The following is a 16,692-nucleotide window of genomic DNA, read 5'->3' as shown; positions in this document are numbered from 1 at the left end:
CCGTCCGGTAGCAGCCGAGCGGGGGTCTGTCATCCAAGGGAGGAAGCCCCATGGACAACAGCGAAGAGAGTACCGCAGTGTCGGTCGTCCTCGGACTGGCCGAACTGCTCGGGCCCTGGGGCGTGGTCACCGTGATCACCCTCGGATGGCTCATGCTCAAGAGCCGCAAGGCCCGCAAGGGCACGGGCAAGGTGGTCGGCAAGCTCATGGGCCGGCTCACGGCCCGGGTCGTACGCTATTTCCGGATCACGCTCTGGGCAGCGCGCATGGGCATCGGCATCCGCCTGGCCCTGCGCCTGCAGAAGGAGCGCTGGCGGAAGATGACCGAGAACCGCCAGCTGGTAGGTCTGAAGCGCGGCAAGGTACAGCGCACCAAGGTCGGTGTGGACATCCACGTCGCCTACGGCGGCAAGCTCACCGCCGACTACGTCCAGGACAAGCTCACCGCCATAGAAACCGGGCTGGCCCTACGCAAGGGCAGTACCCGCCTGGTCGAAGGCGCGACACAGAACCGAGGCGTGCTCCGCATCAGTACCCGCGGCGTCCTGCCGAAGGTGCTCCCTCTGGACGTCCCCCAGGGTCGCGTCAGCATCAAGGACCCGCACCGCCTGGCTCCTAACGAGTTCGGCGAGTGGACGACGCTGAACCTCTGTCAGCGTATCCTCATAGTCGGCGCATCCGGCTCCGGCAAGAGCAGCGCGCAGCGCGTCCTCTCGCTCCCCGTAATCCTCGCTGAGGATGCGGAGCTTGAGGTATGGGATCTGAAGAAGGGCGTGGAATCCCAGCATTACGACGGCCTGGCCGTGCACCGCGTCATCGACGCAGACGGCTGTGTCGAGCGCATCGAGCAGCTGCTGTCGGAGGAACTGGAGTGGCGTGCTCGGGAGATGAAGCTGCTGGGAACATCCACGTGGCCAACATCCCGCACGCACCCCGTCCGCATCATCATGATCGACGAGGGCGCAGCACCGGTGCGCGAGCTGACAGTCAAGCAGCTCAAGCAGCTCGTGACACTGATCGAACAGGCCCGTGCCTTCGGCGTGTTCATCTGGCTCGCCACGCAGTTCCCGACGGATGAGAACTTGCCGACCGAGCTGCGGAGCCAGTTCTCCGCCGTGGTGGCGCTGCTTATGGAGCGTGCCTCAGAGTCTCGCATCGTCTTCGAGGACGGCGTAAAGGACGGCTGGGCGCCTCACCGGCTGCCCGGTGTCGGGTGGTGCCTGCTTCGCGATGCCAAGCACCGTACGCCCGACGTGTACAAGCTCCCGTTCATCGACGAGGCCGTGTTCCGCGACATCGAGCCCGGCAAGGCCAACCCGGCACCCCGGGAACCGGTCGCGCACGCGCCGACCGTGGAGTTCGTCCCCTCGGACGCGGAGATGAGCAGCAAGGACAAGCTCGTCTTCGCACTGCGCTCTGCCGGCCCGGAGGGCGCGCACTACAAGGACCTGATGAAGTTCCTCGACCTCAGCCAGCCCCGCGTGTACCAACTGCGGGACGAGCTGATCGCGGAGAAGCGCATCGAGGTCGTGGGCCGTGGGCGCGTGGCGCTCGTCATGGAAGGGGTGGAGGCGTGAACGAGCTTACGCCCCTGCAGCGAGCAGAGATCGAAGTCGCGAGAGCCGCGCACCAACCGGACTACCTCGCGCTGAGCCTGCAGACCACACAGCGCCTCGCGGAGTCCAACGCCGTCCAGGCGGCAGCGCTGGCGCAGGTGGCGCAGCAGGCCCCGGCAGCGAGACGCACCATCACGCCGGCAGAGCTGGCGACATACGTCCTACTCGGCGGGGTGCTCGTGGCCCTGCTGTTGACCGTGGCGATTGCCGCGCCGAGTGTTCTGGCCCTTTGGCTGGTCGCTCGTAAGATGCTGAACAAGGAACAGCGCAAGTAACACCCAAGGCCCCGCCTTCCCACACCGGGAGGTGGGGCCTTTCGTGCGTCCGGGCTACAGCACGTACGTCCCCTTCGCCGGCAGCGTCACCACTTTCTCCCGCTCGCGCAGCGCCCGTACCGCACGCCGGGCCGTCCCCACCGCGCACCCGTGCAGCTCCGCCAGCTCCCGCTCCCCCGGCAGCCTCGCGCCCTTCGGCAGCCTGCCAGCCCGAATGTCCGCCTCGATGGCGCCTGCCACCCGCTCCCACTCGTACTGGGGTCCCGTCATGCACTGATCGTGCTGCGCCCCGGAGCTGCCCGCCCGTTTAGGTAGCGCTGTACAGCGGTATAGCGCAGTATGGTGCAGTGACAGGGAGGGATCATGGCACAGCAGATCTCAGGGCTACGACGCCTGCCTTTCGGCGAGCCGGGAGGCAGGTCCGGCTATACACCAGTAGGAGGAGACAGCATCGTCACGGCACTGGCGGACGCCATGGAAGCACAGGCCATCGAGGATGCGGAGAAGGTGCTCAGCCTGGCACGCGACGCGATCGGGCCGGACGGAGGCGACGAGAAGACCGTGCGGTTCGCTGCGGCCCGGCTTTGTGAGGCCCTGAGCGCTGCCCTGGCCGTCGCACATGCCCGCGGCGAGCGACTGCCCATAGTTGAGTAGGCCCCCGCACTGCTCCCGGCGTCTGGCATCCCCCGCGCTGGACGTCGGGAGCCTATTCGTGCTCACCACACGGGGCGTCCGCCGGACCAGAGGGCCTTGACGTGGCCGGAGAACCGATCGAACAGGCCGTCGTCCCCGAGGCGACGCAGGTGGAACATAGGAGAATCGTGCCCGAGGAGCGAACTGAGGTGTGGCGTCACCAACATCTCATCATCGAATCCGAACACGCTGAGAGCGATGTGCTGGTCCGAGAAGCGGGCCTCAAGCCCCTCACACGGGTCGTCACGTCGCATCTTCTCCAGCGCGTCCAGCGTGATACGGATGCGCGTGCCCACGGTGAGCGGTACAGCCTCCACGGTTTCCCTGTTGCGTGTGACCTCCGACTCGGGGTCGCCCACCAGGAACCGCACCCGCGTCCCGCTCTTGCACTTGCGTCGCAGCCGATCCGCGAGCGCGGGCTGCTCCTGCCAGAGGAAGTAGTTGGTATACCCGGCGAACACGATGTCGCCCTGCGCCCCGTCGATCAGAGAGGACCACACCGACGTCGGACAGGCGTTGCGATACGGGTACGCGGTGACGATCTCCCTGTCCGGCCCCGTCTTCACCGTCGATCGCAGGCTCTTTGGCCACAACACGTCTGCACTCACTCCAAGGTGTGCCGCTACCTTCTCCCGGATCACTCTATGAGGTGCGCGTGCGGGGTCGGCAATCCAGCGCTCCACTGTCTTAGCCGTCACACCTGCGGCGTCCGCCAGATGACGTGGCCTTACATCAGCAGACTCCATAGCAGTTAACAGAGCTTGATTCAAGACAACCCCCAGGACGTTTGGGCCACTTGGGACACTAGTACACGGCGTCCCAGACGCACCAGCGCAAGGCGTAGACCCGCAGAGCTACCGGGCGTTGACTAAGCGTCAAGAGACTCCACGAGGTGAGCACAGCATGGGATGTGCCGAATGCGAACAACTACGGGCGAGAGAGATCAACGCAATGAAGGTGGCGGACTGGTCCGAGGCGACGGACGCTCGGGTACTGCTGGCGAAGCACCAGCGGGAGGCGCACTCTTCGGACTAGAGACCTTCGTCTACGAGGAGCGCCGAGATCGGGTCGGCAAGGTGACCATAATCAAACCCCCGCATCCGGTCCTGTACGGCATCGAGACGCCTTACGGCTCCGTCGGGTGGGCGTACGAGGAAGACCTACTTCCCGCCACGCCGAACCAGCGACGTGCATGGGAGCGCCAGCGTGACGCCTCGCACCGTCGGTAAGTACGCCGGCCCCCTGTTCGCGCTCGCGGTCGTGCTGTCCCTCCCGCTGGTCGTATGGCTCAGCGTCATCAGCAACCCCCACAACTGAGGAGCAGCATGGCTCAGGACTACCCCAAGGACTACACGGACCGCCCCAAGCACAAGAGCGGCGGCGGAGGCTGCATGGTCGCTGCCCCGGCCCCCCTTCTGGTCGCCGGTAGGGTGGTTGCGGCAATACTTCGGGCAGCTAGGAAGTGATCATGGGCAGGCGTTTCCCCGATTACGGCGACCTGATGGCCCGGCAAGAATTGGAGGGCTACGTAGAGTCGCACCACCGCAAGCAGGCAGGCGATCCGACCCCGCCCCAGCTCCTGTGGGCCTCTCGGGTTGCATACGCGGTTCTGATCGTGGGGACCCTCGTCTGGCTCGCCTACTCGCTGGCGCAGTAGCCACCGACGCATACCGCCCCCGTCGTCCGGACCCCCGTGCCGGATGGCGGGGGCTTTACTGCGTCCGCCTTGCCCCGATGGGTTGCCAAGTACCCCGTACGCCCGTAGAGTTCCCGCATTGGCCCCGTTGGTCGCCTCTCCCCAGTAGCGACCAGCGGGGCTTCTCTACGCGTTCAGCGGACCCATGTAGTCCTCCGCCTCGACCTCCCGCATGATCGCATCCAACTCGTCCTGCATCGGGTCCTCCCCCCGCAGCGCTACGCGGGACGGATTCCATACACGACCCTCCGCCGGCGCCACAACCGCCTGTACGCCGTGCGACAGCAGCATCAAGCGCCGCTCTGCCGTGTCCGCAGCCTCCCAGCGCTGCGCGATCGTCTGCCCCGTCCGCTCAACCTCCCAGCGGGGCTCTTCCACCACCACGCGCACAGCCTCGTCCAGCGCCGCCTGACGCGCCTCCAACTGCCGCAGGACGGCGTCCTTCGCGGTACCCCGCAGACCCGGAAGGGTCGCCGCCAACTCCTCCACGTCCGCGCGGAGCTCGTCCACTGCGGGTGCAGAGGTTCCGCTGGTGAGGGTGCGGCGCAGATAGTGCAGGTCCCCGCGGGTGGAGAGGAACCAGTCGGACACGTGGGATTCGAGCCGCGCTGCTGAGACGGCCACACCCGGGCACTTCGGGCCGGTAACGGGAGCCTTCGCCGCACGGCAGGCGTAGAAGGACGCATCCTTACCGCGCTGCAGCTTGGCGTTTCGGTACAGCGTCTCCCCGCACAGGCCGCAGCGGGCGACGTGCAGCAGCAGGGACGCCTTCGTACGGGGGCGCCGGTTGGTCTGTGCGGCGGCGTTCAACGCCCGCTGTAGGGCCTCCCATTCACCGTCCGACAGCAGGGGCGGGCCGACGCGCACGGGCGCGCCAGAGGCGTCCCTGACGGCCTTCCTGACCCCTCTCTTGCCCTGTACGCGGTAGCCCCGCAGTACCTCACTGCGCAGGTGTTCATACAGCGGCGGATAGGACCAGCGCGCGTAGCCCGGGAACGGGGGCGGGAGCTCCCCACGGAGGGCTTTGCGGTAGTCGGCCGGCGAGAGGACGCCCGTTCGGTTGAGGCGGTCAACTTCGCTGGACAGGGTCACCCCAGCGGACACGCGACGAGCGACCTCCCGCAGCACGGCCGCAGGCTTGGGGTCGATCTCCAGCCGCTTCCCGCCCTCGGTATGCGGGACGAGCCGGAAGCCGTAGGGCGCAGCGCCCCCGAGCCACTTGCCGGCAGAGCGGAGCTCCACGCGGGATCGAAGGATGCGCTGCTGGATCGTGCCACGCTCCAACTCGGCGAAGGCGACCATGATCTGTGTGACGAAGCGGCCGTAGGGCGTCGTGAGGTCGACGAGGCCCTGCGTGTCGGTGGGCGCTATCCCGTGCGCGTCCAGCGTCTCCACGAGCTGAGCGAAGTGTCCCGTGTTGCGGCTGTACCGGTCCACGCTGCGCGCCACGACGACGTCAAGCTGCCCCGCGGCATCGAGGATCTGCCGGAAGCCCTCCCGGTCCTCGGGGCGGATACTGCCGGATACGTTCACGTCTACGGCGACGAGCGCCACCTCCCAGCCTCTCAGGCGGCACAGAGCGCGTCCGTCCTCTTCCTGAGTGGCGATACTGGTACTGCTGTCGTCATCGCGGCTGAGACGGCAGTAGATGGCTGCACGCTTGGGTCCCTGTTCCATACGTACATACTACGCTCCGCACCCGCGCCGGGCGGACCCTTCAGGAAGATGTGGTGCCGGCCGGCGGCCGCCACCTCCAAGGCCCGGCGTGCGCTGCTCTGCCCCGCGACTTCTGCCATGTCCACCGGCCGCGCCGCGGGTCTGCCGAATCCGCCTCCCCAGCCGGTGCCGGGGACGGCCGGCCCCGGCCCGCATCTGTCTCCCCCCGCGGCCATGCCCTCCGAGAGCTGACCGGGGACCTCGTCCGGCAACGGCTCGTCGTTGAGGAGGGCGATCAGCCGGCCCAGACTCCGTACGCCCAGGACGGAGACGTCGGGCACCAGGGACGCCTCCGGAACCGTCTCCTCAGGCACCACGACCTGCCGGCATCCCGCCTCCACGGCGGCCAGCACGGCGGGAAGCACTCCCCGCACCGGGCGGACCCGGCCGTCGAGTCCCAGTTCACCGATCATCATCAGATCAGTGAGGGTGCGGGGATCGATCCGCTCCGCCGCCCCCAGTACGGCGCATGCAACTGCGAGATCGAATCCGCTGCCGCTTTTCGGTACTGCGGCAGGGCTGAGGCCGACGGTGAGCTTCTTCTGCGGCCAGTCCGCACCCGAGTTGACCACCGCTGCCCGTACGCGGTCGCGGCTCTCGCTCAGGCTCTTGTCGGGCAGCCCCACCAGCGTGAAGGTGGCGACGCCCGGCTCGAGGTCGGCCTGCACCTCGACGACGACGCCCTCCACCCCGACCAGGGCCACCGAGCACGTACGGGCGAACCCCATCAGGCGATCCCCCGTGCGTGCTGGACCATCGGCGCTCCGCGGTCCGGCAGCAGCACACCGACCAGATCGATGCGCACACCCCCGCGGGGCGGCTGCCCGTACCGCGTGATCCAGCGCTCCGTCAGCCAACGGGAGGCGAGCCGTCTCAGCCGGGCAGACTTCGCAGGGGTGACGGCCGCCATCGGGTGCTCGAAGGTTCCACCGCCGCGCCCTGCCCGCCGCGTCTTGACTTCGCAGATCACCAGCGCGTCCCGGTCACGCGCGACGATGTCCAGTTCCCCCTCCACACAGCGCCAGTTCCGCTCGAGGACCGCCATTCCGGCTGCACGGAGCCTCCGTGCAGCCACGTCCTCGCCGTACCGGCCGAGTGCTTTGCGTGCGCTCATCCGCACCACCTCCGTCACCGACTGTGACGGACGCAGACCAGCATCGGAGAAACGGATGGATTTCTGTGGATAACCCTTGGGCTGTGGAGAAGCTCTTGACTCCGCCGAGTGAAGAGCACATGGTTCACAGCCGCTGAATCGGGCTGCGTGAAAAGAAGGCCGGGAGGGAGGGGAGAACGCGGAACGTCACGGGCTCAGCTCTTGAAGCCGGAACCTTCCGGCAGATCGAGTTCGCTCTTGTTCAGCTCCTCGATGTTCACGTCCTTGAAGGTCAGCACACGCACCTGCTTGACGAATCGGGCGGGCCGGTACATGTCCCACACCCACGCGTCCGCCATCGACACCTCGAAGAAGACCTCACCCTGTACCGAGTGCACCTGCATCTCGTAGTCGTTGGTGAGGTAGAAACGCCTCTCGGTCTCGATCACGTACTTGAAGAGACCGACGACGTCCCGGTACTCCCGGTAGAGCTTCAGCTCCATCTCGGTCTCGTACTTTTCGAGGTCCTCGGCGCTCATGGCGTGTTTTCCCCTTCAGCGGTGCGTCTCCCCCATTGTGCGTCAGCCGCGTGCGCCCCGTCCTGCCCGCCGCGCGATCGGGCCGTACGCTGCACCGCCCAGGATCATCAGCGCCCCCACGACGATGGCGACGACCAGCGGCGCGAGTGGCCCCGGGGTGGACGTTCCGCCCGGCAGCGAGGAGAACCCACCAGGGCGCGCAAGCATCCCCAGCCCGCTCATCGGCCAGGCGACGGCGTCGACCCGTGCGTTGACGGCGGACCTGGGTACGGCTCCGTGATCGCCGTCCGTCATGTGCACACGGGAGTCGACCGAATCCATACGGTGATCACCGAGGAGGAAGAGCCTGCCCTCAGGCACCGTCGTCTTCTTGAAGGGGGGCTGGGAATCCGGCCCGGTGTCCTTGAGGTACGGCTCGTCGACCGTCTTGCCGTTGACGGACAACTGTCCCTGCTCGGTGCAGCAGGTGACCTTGTCGCCGCCGGTGCCCACGACGCGCTTGACCATCGGGACCGAACCCCAGACAGAGTCCTGGAAGACGACGACATCACCGCGTCGCACCTCGTCGCCGTCTATCCGCTCGGCCAGGACCCGGTCTCCCGCCTTGACGGTGGGGTCCATGGAGTTCGTCGGCACGGTGTACGGCTGGTAAAGCACAGCACCCCAGGCGAAGGCTCCCAGGAAGAGCACACACCCGACGGCCACGACCAGCCCCGACAGCACGTGTCCGAGGCGGCCGTGACTTGTGTCGGTACGTCCAGCGTTGCCCATTCCCGCACTCCCGGTCAGCTCGCCACAACGATTTGGGCGCACCTTACCCGTGGTACAGGACTCCGCGTACCGGGATGTTCATTCCCCCCTGACCGACGGCTCGCCGCTCACTGCGACGTTCACATCGGCGTTCGCATCGGCGTTCAACCGCCTGCGCCGGCGCCACAGCACGAGCGGCACGGCACCCGCCAGACCGAGGGCTGCCGGGGCACTCTCGACAGCCGCCTTGGCGGAGAGTCCCTTCTGCTCGAAGGTCTCGGGCACCGGAAGCGTCGACCAGCGCGTCAGCGGCCAGGCGACGACGACTGCCCGGCCCACGACCTTGTCGGCCGGGACGGTTCCGCCGTCGACCTTCTGGTGGAAACGGGAGTCGAGGGAGTCCTGCCGGTGGTCGCCCATCATCCACAGTCGGCCCTCGGGCACCTCGACCGGTCCGAACGGCTTGTCGTCACAGGGGGTGTTGCCCGGGAAGAGGTACGTCTCGTCCAGCGGCTTGCCGTTGACCTCGACCTGCCCGCCCCGGCTGCACTGGACGGTGTCGCCGCCCACGGCGATCACACGCTTGATCAGGTCCTGCTCGGCGGCGGAAGGCATCAGCCCGACGAAGCTGAGTGCTTCCTGCACCGCGCCTCCGACGCCGCTCGGCTCGGGCACCGGTGATTCGCTCAGCCAGCCGCCCGGGTCGTGGAATACGACGATCTCTCCGCGCTCGGGCTCGGAACCGAACCACGGCGTCAGCTTGTCGACGAGTACCCGGTCCCCGACTTGCAGCGTGTTCTGCATCGAGTTCGACGGGATAGAGAACGCCTGCACCAGAAACGTCTTGATCAACAGCGCGAGAACCAGCGCGATACCGATCAGCAGCGGCAACTCCCGCCAGAACGACCGCTGCCTGCCGCCACCGCTTGTGCGTCCGGGCTCACTTCTGGTGCCGTCTTCCGCACCCGCGCTCACGCTGATGTCACTGCCTCTCTCTGCGGTCGACGGCGCGTCGCGCGCCGCGATCTGTACTTCGGGGCCGGAACCGGGTGCGTCAGGGCGCTTGCCTTCCGTTCCACCGTCGCCCTTGTTCTCGCCCTCGCCGGAACCGGAACGAGCGCCGACCGCCAAGTCCCCCACAATCACTCCTCAGAATCCACTGCCGCCTGCCCGACAGCCGGGACAGGCCCACCACACCCATAACGAGCGGGAGTTCCGCAGGGATCGGATATTGCGTCACACGGTTGTCGCCCGCGGCCTGTCGGGGTGTCAGACCACCCTCGGCCTGCGGGACGGAAGAGTACGCGTCGGTCTCCTCCAACTTGCCCCAGTGGTCGAACGGCCACGCGATGACCACGGCACGTCCGACGACCATCTCTTCGGGAACGGCGCCGTCGCCCTTGTCGCGGAGGTGGAAGCGGGAGTCGGCGGACCGGGAACGGTGGTCCCCCAGCACGAACACGCGACCGTTCGGCACGTTGACGTCGAATTTGATCTGCGAGGGCTTGTTGCCCGGGAACAGGTACGGCTCCTCGATCGGCTTGCCGTTGACCGTCACCTTGCCGGCCGCGTCGCAGCACTTGACCTTGTCGCCACCGACTCCGACCACACGTTTGATCAGGTCCTGCTCGCTGTCCGAGGGAAGAAGCCCGATGAACGTCAGGAACTGCTTGCCCTGCTTGACCCCGACGGGATCTTCCTTGCGCTGCTCACTCGCGGGCAGCCAGCCGCCCGGGTCCTTGAAGACGACGACGTCGCCACGCTGGGGCTTGGTCCCGAACCACGGGGTCAGTTTGTCGACCAGCACCCGGTCCCCGACACGGATGGTGTTCTCCATCGAGCCGGACGGGATGACGAACGCCTGGACGAGGAACGTCTTCAGCACCAGCGCGATGGCGAGAGCGACGACCACGAGGATCGGTATCTCTTTGGTGATCGACAGCCTTCTGCGCCGCTTCGCCCGCCTCGCGGCCAGCCGCCGCTCCGCCCGGCCGCCGCTGGGCCCGGTGGGGATTCCCAGCCGTTCGTCCCGGGTCTCACGGCCCGCCAGTGTGGCCGCGCGCGCGTTGACGACGCCCAGCGGCATCGTCTCGCCGGTGATGTTGGGAGGCATGGGGCCGGGTGGCTGATCGAAGCCCCCCGGCGCCCCGACCATGCCGGGGGCCCGGGTTGTGACCGCCCCGCCGGCTGCTGCCGGGCTGTAGGGCGGTGGGGCTGCCTCTGCCGAGGTACCGAAGTAGTCGAACGGTTCGCTGTAGTCGTACTCACCGGAGTAACCGGAGCCGCCGTGGGCGCCGTTGGGGACAGCGGCGCCGTTCCCTCCGTAGCCGTTGCGGCTGTATCCGTTTCCGCCGTAATTGTTCGTGCCGTTCGCACCGTTGGGGTTGGGGCCGGGACGGGCGAAGGGATTGCCGTCGCCGTCGCTCGGCACACCGTAGTCGTAACGGTTCCGCCCGCCTGGACCCTGGCGGCCTTCGTGGACGGGACCCGCGCGGTCAGCCATGGGCACCTGCCTCAGCGCTCTGTACCGACCCCCAGTGCTTCATCGGCCATCCGATCCCGTCGGCCCGGCCGATCACCCGCTCCACGGGCACGGTTCCGCCGCCGGGGTCGCCGAGGTGGGCCCGGGAGTCGCTGGAATCGGAACGGTGATCCCCCATCACCCACAACCGCCCTTGCGGTACTTCGATATCGAACGGTACTGCTGAAGGCTCATCACCCTCATGCAGGTAGTCCTCGTCGAGCGGAACACCGTTTACCTCGATCCTTCCCCGCTTGTCGCAGCAGCGGACCCGGTCCCCGCCGACGCCGATCACACGCTTGACGTAGTCCGTCTCCTCCGGCCTCATCAGACCGACCGCAGCACCGGCCTTGCGCACAAAGCCGGTTACCGGACTGCCGCCCGGCCCCTCCTCCTGGACGAAAGACTCCCTGCCGTCAAAGACCACAACGTCTCCGCGGCCCGGAGAGTTGCCGATTCGGTAGGCCAGCTTGTTGACCAGAATGCGGTCCCCGACCTTGAGGGTGGGGGCCATCGAGGAAGAGGGGATCAGAAAAGGCTGCACCACGAAAGCGCTGACCAGCAAGAGGACGCTGAGCAGCAACGCCGCACCCGCATACAGGCGAGCGGAGCGTGACCAGCGTCTCCGCCCCTGCTTCACGGGGGCTGAGACACGGTCGCGCTCCGCGTCGTCCTGCTGCTGTGCGTCGGTGGTCATCGAACAGCAAGCCTAGCTGCCCGACGGACTGCCGACAGGGCGATCAGTTCTCGCGCTTCTCCTTGATCTTGGCGGCCTTGCCGCGGAGCTCGCGCAGGTAGTACAGCTTGGCGCGGCGGACGTCACCGCGGGTCACGACCTCGATCTTCTCCACGATCGGGGTGTGCACGGGGAAAGTGCGCTCCACGCCGACGCCGAAGCTGACCTTGCGGACAGTGAACGTCTCACGGACGCCCGCGCCCTGGCGGCGGATGACGACGCCCTTGAACTGCTGGACACGGGAGCGGTTGCCCTCGATGACTCGCACGTGCACGTTGACCGTGTCACCGGGGCGGAACGCCGGGAGGTCGTCCCGGACGGAGGCTGCGTCCACGTGGTCGAGAAGCTGCGACATGACCGTCTGCTTTCCTCGCCGATGCCACAGGTCATCAGCGGAATGATCGTAATGATGATTGGGGAGCACCACTTCCGTGCGGGCGTCGGTCCCCCTGTGGCAGGGTCGCGCGCCGGGAGTGGGGCAGCCGCTCATTCTTCCACGTGTGCCCCGGTCGGCCAAAATCGGCCGTCCTCGCCCTGGCTCCATCCGAGTTCCGTGAGCGTCGCGCGGTCCTTCTTGTCCAGCGCCGCAGGGTCGCACCGGGCGATGAGATCGGGCCGGTTGGCGCTCGTACGGGCCAGGGCCTGATCCCTGCGCCAGCGGGCGATGCGGCCGTGATGCCCGCTGAGCAGCACATCCGGGATGCCGCGGCCCCGCCACTCCGGCGGCTTCGTGTAGACGGGTCCCTCCAGCAGGTCGGCCATCGCCCCTGCCGCGAAGGAGTCGTCACGGTGTGACTCCGCGTTGCCGAGCACTCCGGGCACCAGACGGGCGATGGCCTCGACCATCACCAGGACGGGGGCCTCGCCTCCTGCGAGTACGTAGTCGCCGATGGAGACCTCGCGTACGTCCAGGTGTTCGGCGTACTCGTCGATGACGCGTCGGTCGATGCCCTCGTACCGCGCGGGGGTGAAGACGAGCCACGGGCGCGCGGAGAGTTCGACCGCCAGCTCCTGGTCGAAGGGGCGCCCGCTGGGGGTGGGCACGATCAGCACGGGGGACGCCGCCTCCGCTGCGGCGGACGCGATGACCTCGTCGAGAGCCTCGCCCCACGGTTCGGGCTTCATGACCATGCCCGGACCGCCGCCGTAGGGGGTGTCGTCCACGGTGTGGTGCTTGTCGTGGGTCCACCGGCGCAGATCGTGCACCCGTACGTCGAGCAGGCCGCAGGCGCGGGCTTTGCCGACGAGGGAGACGTTCAGCGGTTCCAGGTACTCGGGGAAGATGGTGACGACGTCGATCCTCACCGCGCGTCGTCCTCACCCTCGGACGTCGCGCCGTCCCGGGTCCCCCCGGACTCCGCGTCGCTTTCGTCGAGCAGTCCGGGGGGCGGGTCGACGAGGATGCGCTGGGCTTGCAGGTCGATCTCAGGCACGATCTCGGCGACGAACGGGATCAGCGCCTCACTGCCGTTCTCCCGCCTGACGACCAGCAGGTCCTGCCCGGGCGGGTGTGCCACTTCCTCGACCCTGCCGACGGCTGTTCCGCCGAGGGTCACCACGTCGAGATCGATCAACTGGTGATCGTAGAACTCCTCGGGGTCCTCCGGGCGTTCGTCCGGATCGACCTCGGCGATGAGCAAGGTGTTGCGCAGCGCCTCTGCCGCACTGCGGTCGTTCACGCCCTCGAAGCGCAGCAGGAGCCGGCCGCTGTGGACCCGTCCGCGCTCGATGGTCAGCGGTCCGGTGCCGGACGGGTCGGTGGCCAGCACGGTGCCCGGGCCGAGCCTCGACTCCGGCTCGTCCGTGCGTACTTCCACGGTGACTTCGCCCTTGATGCCGTGGGCGCGGCCGATGCGTGCGACGACTAGCTGCACTGTGCCCTCTCCGTGCTTACCCGTTCGTAATGTCCAACTGTCCGCCGCGGCCGGGGCGTCGGTACGTCCAGCTCCTCCACAGCTCCGCTCCTGTACGGGCGGGCTGACCGGCGGACGCAGCGCGAGTCGGCGCCGCCCCTGCACGAACACGGGCCGGAGACGGCCAGTTGCCGTCTCCGGCCCGTGCCGGTACTGCTTCGGGGCCGCTCAGCGGACCTGGTCGACGTCGACGAGGTCGACGCGGACACCACGGCCGCCGAGGGCGCTGACGACGGTACGCAGGGCGCGAGCCGTGCGGCCGCTGCGACCGATGACCTTGCCGAGGTCGTCGGGGTGGACCCGGACCTCCAGCACCCGGCCACGACGCAGGGTGCGGGACTCGACCTGCACCTCGTCGGGGTTGTCGACGATGCCCTTCACCAAGTGCTCGAGGGCCTCCTCGAGCATGCTCAGGCCCCGGTCGACTCGTTGGAGGACTCGGCCTTCTCGGCCTCGTCCGCCTTCTTGTCGGACTTCTTGGCCTTCGGGGTGATCGCCTCACCCTTGGGCTCGTCCGCCGACTCCTTGGCGGCAGCCTCGAAGAGGGCCTTCTTGTCCGCCTTGGGCTCGGCGACCTTCATCGGCTCGGGGGCGGGCAGACCCTTGAACTTCTGCCAGTCACCGGTGACCTTGAGGATGGCCGCGACCGGCTCGGTGGGCTGCGCGCCGACACCCAGCCAGTACTGGACGCGCTCCGAGTCGACCTCGATGCGCGAAGGGTTCTGCACCGGGTGGTAGAGCCCGATCTCCTCGATCGCACGGCCGTCGCGGCGCGTACGGGAGTCGGCCACGATGATGCGGTAGTGCGGGGAACGGATCTTGCCCAGTCGCTTCAGCTTGATCTTGACTGCCACTGCTGTGGTGTCTCCTGGTCTTGACGTGGGTGGACACGACGGGTGGCCACGTGGGGTTGCGGTACCCGGATGTCCGATGGACGCGTCAGTCGGAGGAGAGAGGGGTCCTGTGCGACTGTCGAGTACAGCCGCCCATGATGCCACATCTGACCCGGGTGGCCGAACCTGCCCTGTGGGGCCCCCACCCCGTTCGCGGCCGCTGCCCGGCGGTCTCCGGTGACATCGCCGACAGACTGCGGATGCTCCAGAGCCGGTTCGGTCAGCAGCATGTCGGGAGGCCCGCGCGCCGCTCCGGCCCACCGGGCCTCCCGGCATGGAGAGACCACTCGCCGCCCTCACCTCGGGCCGCTCCAGCGAGGCGCACACGCACGCCGCCGGAGCCTTCGGTCAGCCGACGGCCGCAGCGACTGCCTGAACTCTGTCGGCTGCGGGGACCGACTCGCCCGCCGGGTCCGGAATGCGGAACTGCTTGCCGCACGCTCCGCACATGATCGGGGCCTGCGCCAGGACCGAAGGCACGACGCGGACGTTCCGCCCGCAGTCGCATACGGCCTTGACCCGCACGCCGCCCCCGGACGAGCCGTGCCGGGCGGCCGGCCCGCGGAAGCTGCTTCCGGTGTCGGTCTCCGTCGCCGCGCTGTATGCCTTCAACGCCCGCTGCAGGCGCTCGCTCGTGGGGCGGTAGCGCCGTCTCGTGTCGGGAGAGGGGCTCACGAGCGAGAATCCGCTGCTCGGGTGTGGCTCCTCGGGGTGTACCAGGCCCAGTTCCTCGGCGATCGCGAGGAATCTGCGGTTGTGGTAGCGGCCCGCGCGGGACGTGTCACGGATGCCGCGCGCGGCGGCGATGCCGTGAACGGCCTCGTGCAGCAGCCGCTCGAAGGAGAGTCCGCTACCGCATGCGGACGAGGACTCTCCGATCAGTGATTCGGGGGCAGCGAGGTCAGGCAGCTCGGAGTGGTGCCTTTGAATGTCGGCCCAAGCAGCTGCCAGCTCGGCGGCGAGGACTGGTGGTGTCGTGCTCACGTCGTGCTCAACGAGTCGGACCGCCTCAGTGTTCCGATTCCGGGGCAACCTAAATAATTTGCACGTACCGGTCAGTCCCCGCCGAGTCTCTCCGAGCGGGCGGTCGTGACGGAATCGTGGAGAATCCACACAGCCGACACAACCCGGACCTACCTCCGGATAGACCCGGTCGGTAGCGATCGGTACACCTGGGTGACCATACCGACATAGCCCGGAGCCCCACCAACCGGGGTATCCCCTGGTCATTGGCAATATCCGGGATTCTGATTACTATCCGCCCATGCCTCACCACGCCGACGAGCGTTTCCTGACTCGTAACGGCATGGCCGCCCGTCAACTGGCCGCGTTGCTGCTGAATCACGCCCCCCAGAGCCGCCTCCCGAGACTGCGCGACTTCGCGGGCGAGCTGAAGGTGGGCAACGGAACCGTCCAGGCAGGGCTGCAACTGCTGGAGGAGGCAGGCGCCGTCGAGACGAAGGCGCGCGGACACCTCGGTACGTTCCTCATACGGGCCGACCGCGCCGCCCTCTGGCGGCTGGCCGGCCTCGGCACGCTCCTCGCGGCGATGCCGCTGCCGTACTCGCACCGCTACGAGGGCCTCGCGACGGGGCTCAAGGCCGCCTTCGAGGAGGCGGGAGCACCGTTCGCCGTCACCTTCATGCGAGGCGCCTCCACGCGGCTCGCGGCGCTCCTCGAACGCAAGGCGGACCTCGTCGTCCTGTCCCGCTTCGCCGCGGACCGGCTCACCGCCGACCACCCCGTGGAACTGGTCGCCGACTTGGGGCCGGGAACGTACGTGGGATCGCACGGACTGCTGCTCCGGCGCGGCGTCTCACTGGAGGCGAAGCGGCTCCGCGTCGCGGTCGACTCCTCTTCCGAGGACCTCCGGATGCTGACTGCCCGTGCGTTCGCAGGCCGTGAGGACGTCGAATGGGTGGAGTCGTCGTACATGCAGCTGCGCGGGCTCTTCGCCCGGGACCGCGTGGACGCGACGGTGTGGAACCTCGACGAGGTGAGCGACCACCTCGGCCCCGACGTCGAAGTGGTGCCCCTGCGGGAGGAGATCGTCCGCGAGCTCGCACAGCGCAACTCGAGCGCCGCCCTGATCGGGCGCACAGGCGAGGGGGACGCCCTCGGAACAGTGCGGTCCTCGCTGGATTTCGGACTCGTGACGCGGGTGCAGGGAGAGGTGCTGCGGGGCGAACGCGTACCGCAGTACTGAGAAAGCACAGCACCGGGGGTCCTCAAAAACCAGAATCCTGGTTAT

Annotated in this window: 21 protein-coding genes and 1 pseudogene; 6 read left to right on the top strand and 16 right to left on the bottom strand. The window is 68.0% G+C overall.

Going from position 1 to position 16,692, the window contains the following annotated elements; translation table 11 throughout:
• Positions 1 to 50: 50 nt before the first annotated feature.
• Entirely contained in the window at positions 51 to 1,577 is a 1,527-nt protein-coding gene (locus ACFPA8_RS07725) for an ATP-binding protein (protein WP_386444218.1), read from the top strand.
• Complete coding sequence (locus tag ACFPA8_RS07720; protein WP_386444215.1) at positions 1,574 to 1,891, top strand: hypothetical protein; 318 nt, start codon at positions 1,574 to 1,576, stop codon at positions 1,889 to 1,891. Before ACFPA8_RS07725 ends, ACFPA8_RS07720 begins: the two co-directional genes overlap by 4 nt.
• A 54-nt stretch (positions 1,892 to 1,945) precedes the next feature.
• On the opposite strand, the gene ACFPA8_RS07715 is transcribed toward ACFPA8_RS07720, so the two are convergent.
• The gene (locus tag ACFPA8_RS07715; RefSeq protein WP_386444212.1) at positions 1,946 to 2,161 is read right to left on the bottom strand and encodes a winged helix-turn-helix domain-containing protein; all 216 of its coding nucleotides are present in this window, start codon (positions 2,159 to 2,161) and stop codon (positions 1,946 to 1,948) included.
• A 93-nt stretch (positions 2,162 to 2,254) separates the two neighbouring features.
• Here ACFPA8_RS07715 and ACFPA8_RS07710 point away from each other — a divergent pair, with 93 nt between their 5' ends.
• Positions 2,255 to 2,545, top strand: a complete 291-nt coding sequence (locus ACFPA8_RS07710; RefSeq protein ID WP_386444209.1) for a hypothetical protein — start codon at positions 2,255 to 2,257, stop codon at positions 2,543 to 2,545.
• A 62-nt stretch (positions 2,546 to 2,607) separates the two neighbouring features.
• On the opposite strand, the gene ACFPA8_RS07705 is transcribed toward ACFPA8_RS07710, so the two are convergent.
• Positions 2,608 to 3,330: a hypothetical protein gene (locus ACFPA8_RS07705; protein WP_386444206.1), complete on the bottom strand. Its 723-nt coding sequence runs from the start codon at positions 3,328 to 3,330 to the stop codon at positions 2,608 to 2,610.
• 157 nt (positions 3,331 to 3,487) lie between these two features.
• On the opposite strand from ACFPA8_RS07705, the gene ACFPA8_RS07700 reads away from it, so the two are divergent.
• Together ACFPA8_RS07700 and ACFPA8_RS07695 are read left to right on the top strand one after the other, a co-directional pair.
• Complete coding sequence (locus ACFPA8_RS07700) at positions 3,488 to 3,619, top strand: hypothetical protein (RefSeq protein WP_386444203.1); 132 nt, start codon at positions 3,488 to 3,490, stop codon at positions 3,617 to 3,619.
• Between the two features lie 433 nt (positions 3,620 to 4,052).
• Positions 4,053 to 4,241 (top strand): hypothetical protein, encoded by a 189-nt coding sequence (locus tag ACFPA8_RS07695; protein WP_386444200.1) that lies wholly within the window; start codon positions 4,053 to 4,055, stop codon positions 4,239 to 4,241.
• Positions 4,242 to 4,406: 165 nt separating this feature from the next.
• Here the strand turns inward: ACFPA8_RS07695 and ACFPA8_RS07690 are convergent, their stop codons facing one another.
• The 14 genes and pseudogenes from ACFPA8_RS07690 to ACFPA8_RS07625 form a co-directional block, all read right to left on the bottom strand.
• A complete protein-coding gene (locus ACFPA8_RS07690) occupies positions 4,407 to 5,957 on the bottom strand; it encodes a recombinase family protein (protein WP_386444197.1) in 1,551 nt (516 codons plus the stop codon).
• Positions 5,894 to 6,724: pseudogene (locus ACFPA8_RS07685) on the bottom strand (magnesium chelatase domain-containing protein); the annotation flags it as partial. The pseudogene ACFPA8_RS07685 and the gene ACFPA8_RS07690, both read right to left, overlap by 64 nt.
• Positions 6,724 to 7,110, bottom strand: coding sequence for a YraN family protein (locus tag ACFPA8_RS07680; RefSeq protein WP_386444194.1), 387 nt, complete (start codon positions 7,108 to 7,110; stop codon positions 6,724 to 6,726). The gene ACFPA8_RS07680 and the pseudogene ACFPA8_RS07685, both read right to left, overlap by 1 nt.
• A 194-nt stretch (positions 7,111 to 7,304) precedes the next feature.
• Positions 7,305 to 7,628, bottom strand: a complete 324-nt coding sequence (locus tag ACFPA8_RS07675) for a DUF2469 domain-containing protein (protein WP_181766143.1) — start codon at positions 7,626 to 7,628, stop codon at positions 7,305 to 7,307.
• 42 nt (positions 7,629 to 7,670) lie between these two features.
• Positions 7,671 to 8,399: a signal peptidase I gene (lepB, locus tag ACFPA8_RS07670; RefSeq protein WP_386444191.1), complete on the bottom strand. Its 729-nt coding sequence runs from the start codon at positions 8,397 to 8,399 to the stop codon at positions 7,671 to 7,673.
• A gap of 78 nt (positions 8,400 to 8,477) precedes the next feature.
• Positions 8,478 to 9,509, bottom strand: coding sequence for a signal peptidase I (gene lepB / locus ACFPA8_RS07665; RefSeq protein ID WP_386444188.1), 1,032 nt, complete (start codon positions 9,507 to 9,509; stop codon positions 8,478 to 8,480).
• A complete protein-coding gene (gene lepB / locus ACFPA8_RS07660) occupies positions 9,433 to 10,464 on the bottom strand; it encodes a signal peptidase I (protein WP_386444722.1) in 1,032 nt (343 codons plus the stop codon). Before lepB (ACFPA8_RS07660) ends, lepB (ACFPA8_RS07665) begins: the two co-directional genes overlap by 77 nt.
• A 409-nt stretch (positions 10,465 to 10,873) precedes the next feature.
• Entirely contained in the window at positions 10,874 to 11,596 is a 723-nt protein-coding gene (gene lepB, locus ACFPA8_RS07655; protein ID WP_386444186.1) for a signal peptidase I, read from the bottom strand.
• A gap of 43 nt (positions 11,597 to 11,639) precedes the next feature.
• On the bottom strand, positions 11,640 to 11,990 hold the full coding sequence (rplS, locus tag ACFPA8_RS07650; RefSeq protein WP_386444183.1) for a 50S ribosomal protein L19: 351 nt from the start codon (positions 11,988 to 11,990) through the stop codon (positions 11,640 to 11,642).
• A gap of 131 nt (positions 11,991 to 12,121) precedes the next feature.
• Entirely contained in the window at positions 12,122 to 12,940 is an 819-nt protein-coding gene (gene trmD / locus ACFPA8_RS07645; protein ID WP_386444180.1) for a tRNA (guanosine(37)-N1)-methyltransferase TrmD, read from the bottom strand.
• On the bottom strand, positions 12,937 to 13,509 hold the full coding sequence (rimM, locus tag ACFPA8_RS07640) for a ribosome maturation factor RimM (RefSeq protein WP_386444177.1): 573 nt from the start codon (positions 13,507 to 13,509) through the stop codon (positions 12,937 to 12,939). The genes trmD and rimM overlap by 4 nt, the downstream gene beginning before the upstream one ends.
• Positions 13,510 to 13,716: 207 nt before the next feature.
• Positions 13,717 to 13,956 carry an RNA-binding protein gene (locus ACFPA8_RS07635; protein ID WP_028435408.1) on the bottom strand — a complete coding sequence of 80 codons (240 nt, stop codon included), beginning with the start codon at positions 13,954 to 13,956 and terminating at the stop codon, positions 13,717 to 13,719.
• Between the two features lie 2 nt (positions 13,957 to 13,958).
• Entirely contained in the window at positions 13,959 to 14,402 is a 444-nt protein-coding gene (gene rpsP / locus ACFPA8_RS07630; protein ID WP_386444174.1) for a 30S ribosomal protein S16, read from the bottom strand.
• A 387-nt stretch (positions 14,403 to 14,789) separates the two neighbouring features.
• Entirely contained in the window at positions 14,790 to 15,473 is a 684-nt protein-coding gene (locus tag ACFPA8_RS07625) for a hypothetical protein (protein WP_386444171.1), read from the bottom strand.
• Positions 15,474 to 15,705: 232 nt separating this feature from the next.
• Between ACFPA8_RS07625 and yhfZ the strand changes: the two genes are divergently transcribed.
• The gene (gene yhfZ, locus ACFPA8_RS07620; protein WP_386444168.1) at positions 15,706 to 16,647 is read left to right on the top strand and encodes a GntR family transcriptional regulator YhfZ; all 942 of its coding nucleotides are present in this window, start codon (positions 15,706 to 15,708) and stop codon (positions 16,645 to 16,647) included.
• The last annotated feature ends 45 nt before the right edge of the window (positions 16,648 to 16,692 follow it).

Source organism: Streptomyces ovatisporus (genome assembly GCF_042653885.1).
Classification (GTDB): Bacteria; Actinomycetota; Actinomycetes; order Streptomycetales; family Streptomycetaceae; genus Streptomyces; species Streptomyces ovatisporus.
Note: the sequence above shows the minus strand (reverse complement) of the source record. Positions and strands in the feature narration are given on the sequence as shown.

Bases quoted from the DNA above. Each gene is read 5' to 3' on its own strand.
- ACFPA8_RS07700 (WP_386444203.1), top strand. From the start codon at position 3,488: ATGGGATGTGCCGAATGCGAACAACTACGGGCGAGAGAGATCAACGCA.
- ACFPA8_RS07710 (WP_386444209.1), top strand. From the start codon at position 2,255: ATGGCACAGCAGATCTCAGGGCTACGACGCCTGCCTTTCGGCGAGCCG.
- ACFPA8_RS07695 (WP_386444200.1), top strand. From the start codon at position 4,053: ATGGGCAGGCGTTTCCCCGATTACGGCGACCTGATGGCCCGGCAAGAA.
- ACFPA8_RS07715 (WP_386444212.1), bottom strand. From the start codon at position 2,161: ATGACGGGACCCCAGTACGAGTGGGAGCGGGTGGCAGGCGCCATCGAG.
- ACFPA8_RS07675 (WP_181766143.1), bottom strand. From the start codon at position 7,628: ATGAGCGCCGAGGACCTCGAAAAGTACGAGACCGAGATGGAGCTGAAG.
- ACFPA8_RS07725 (WP_386444218.1), top strand. From the start codon at position 51: ATGGACAACAGCGAAGAGAGTACCGCAGTGTCGGTCGTCCTCGGACTG.
- ACFPA8_RS07690 (WP_386444197.1), bottom strand. From the start codon at position 5,957: ATGGAACAGGGACCCAAGCGTGCAGCCATCTACTGCCGTCTCAGCCGC.
- lepB (WP_386444186.1), bottom strand. From the start codon at position 11,596: ATGACCACCGACGCACAGCAGCAGGACGACGCGGAGCGCGACCGTGTC.
- yhfZ (WP_386444168.1), top strand. From the start codon at position 15,706: ATGCCTCACCACGCCGACGAGCGTTTCCTGACTCGTAACGGCATGGCC.
- rplS (WP_386444183.1), bottom strand. From the start codon at position 11,990: ATGTCGCAGCTTCTCGACCACGTGGACGCAGCCTCCGTCCGGGACGAC.
- ACFPA8_RS07705 (WP_386444206.1), bottom strand. From the start codon at position 3,330: ATGGAGTCTGCTGATGTAAGGCCACGTCATCTGGCGGACGCCGCAGGT.
- lepB (WP_386444722.1), bottom strand. From the start codon at position 10,464: ATGCCGCTGGGCGTCGTCAACGCGCGCGCGGCCACACTGGCGGGCCGT.
- lepB (WP_386444191.1), bottom strand. From the start codon at position 8,399: ATGGGCAACGCTGGACGTACCGACACAAGTCACGGCCGCCTCGGACAC.
- ACFPA8_RS07635 (WP_028435408.1), bottom strand. From the start codon at position 13,956: ATGCTCGAGGAGGCCCTCGAGCACTTGGTGAAGGGCATCGTCGACAAC.
- ACFPA8_RS07680 (WP_386444194.1), bottom strand. From the start codon at position 7,110: ATGAGCGCACGCAAAGCACTCGGCCGGTACGGCGAGGACGTGGCTGCA.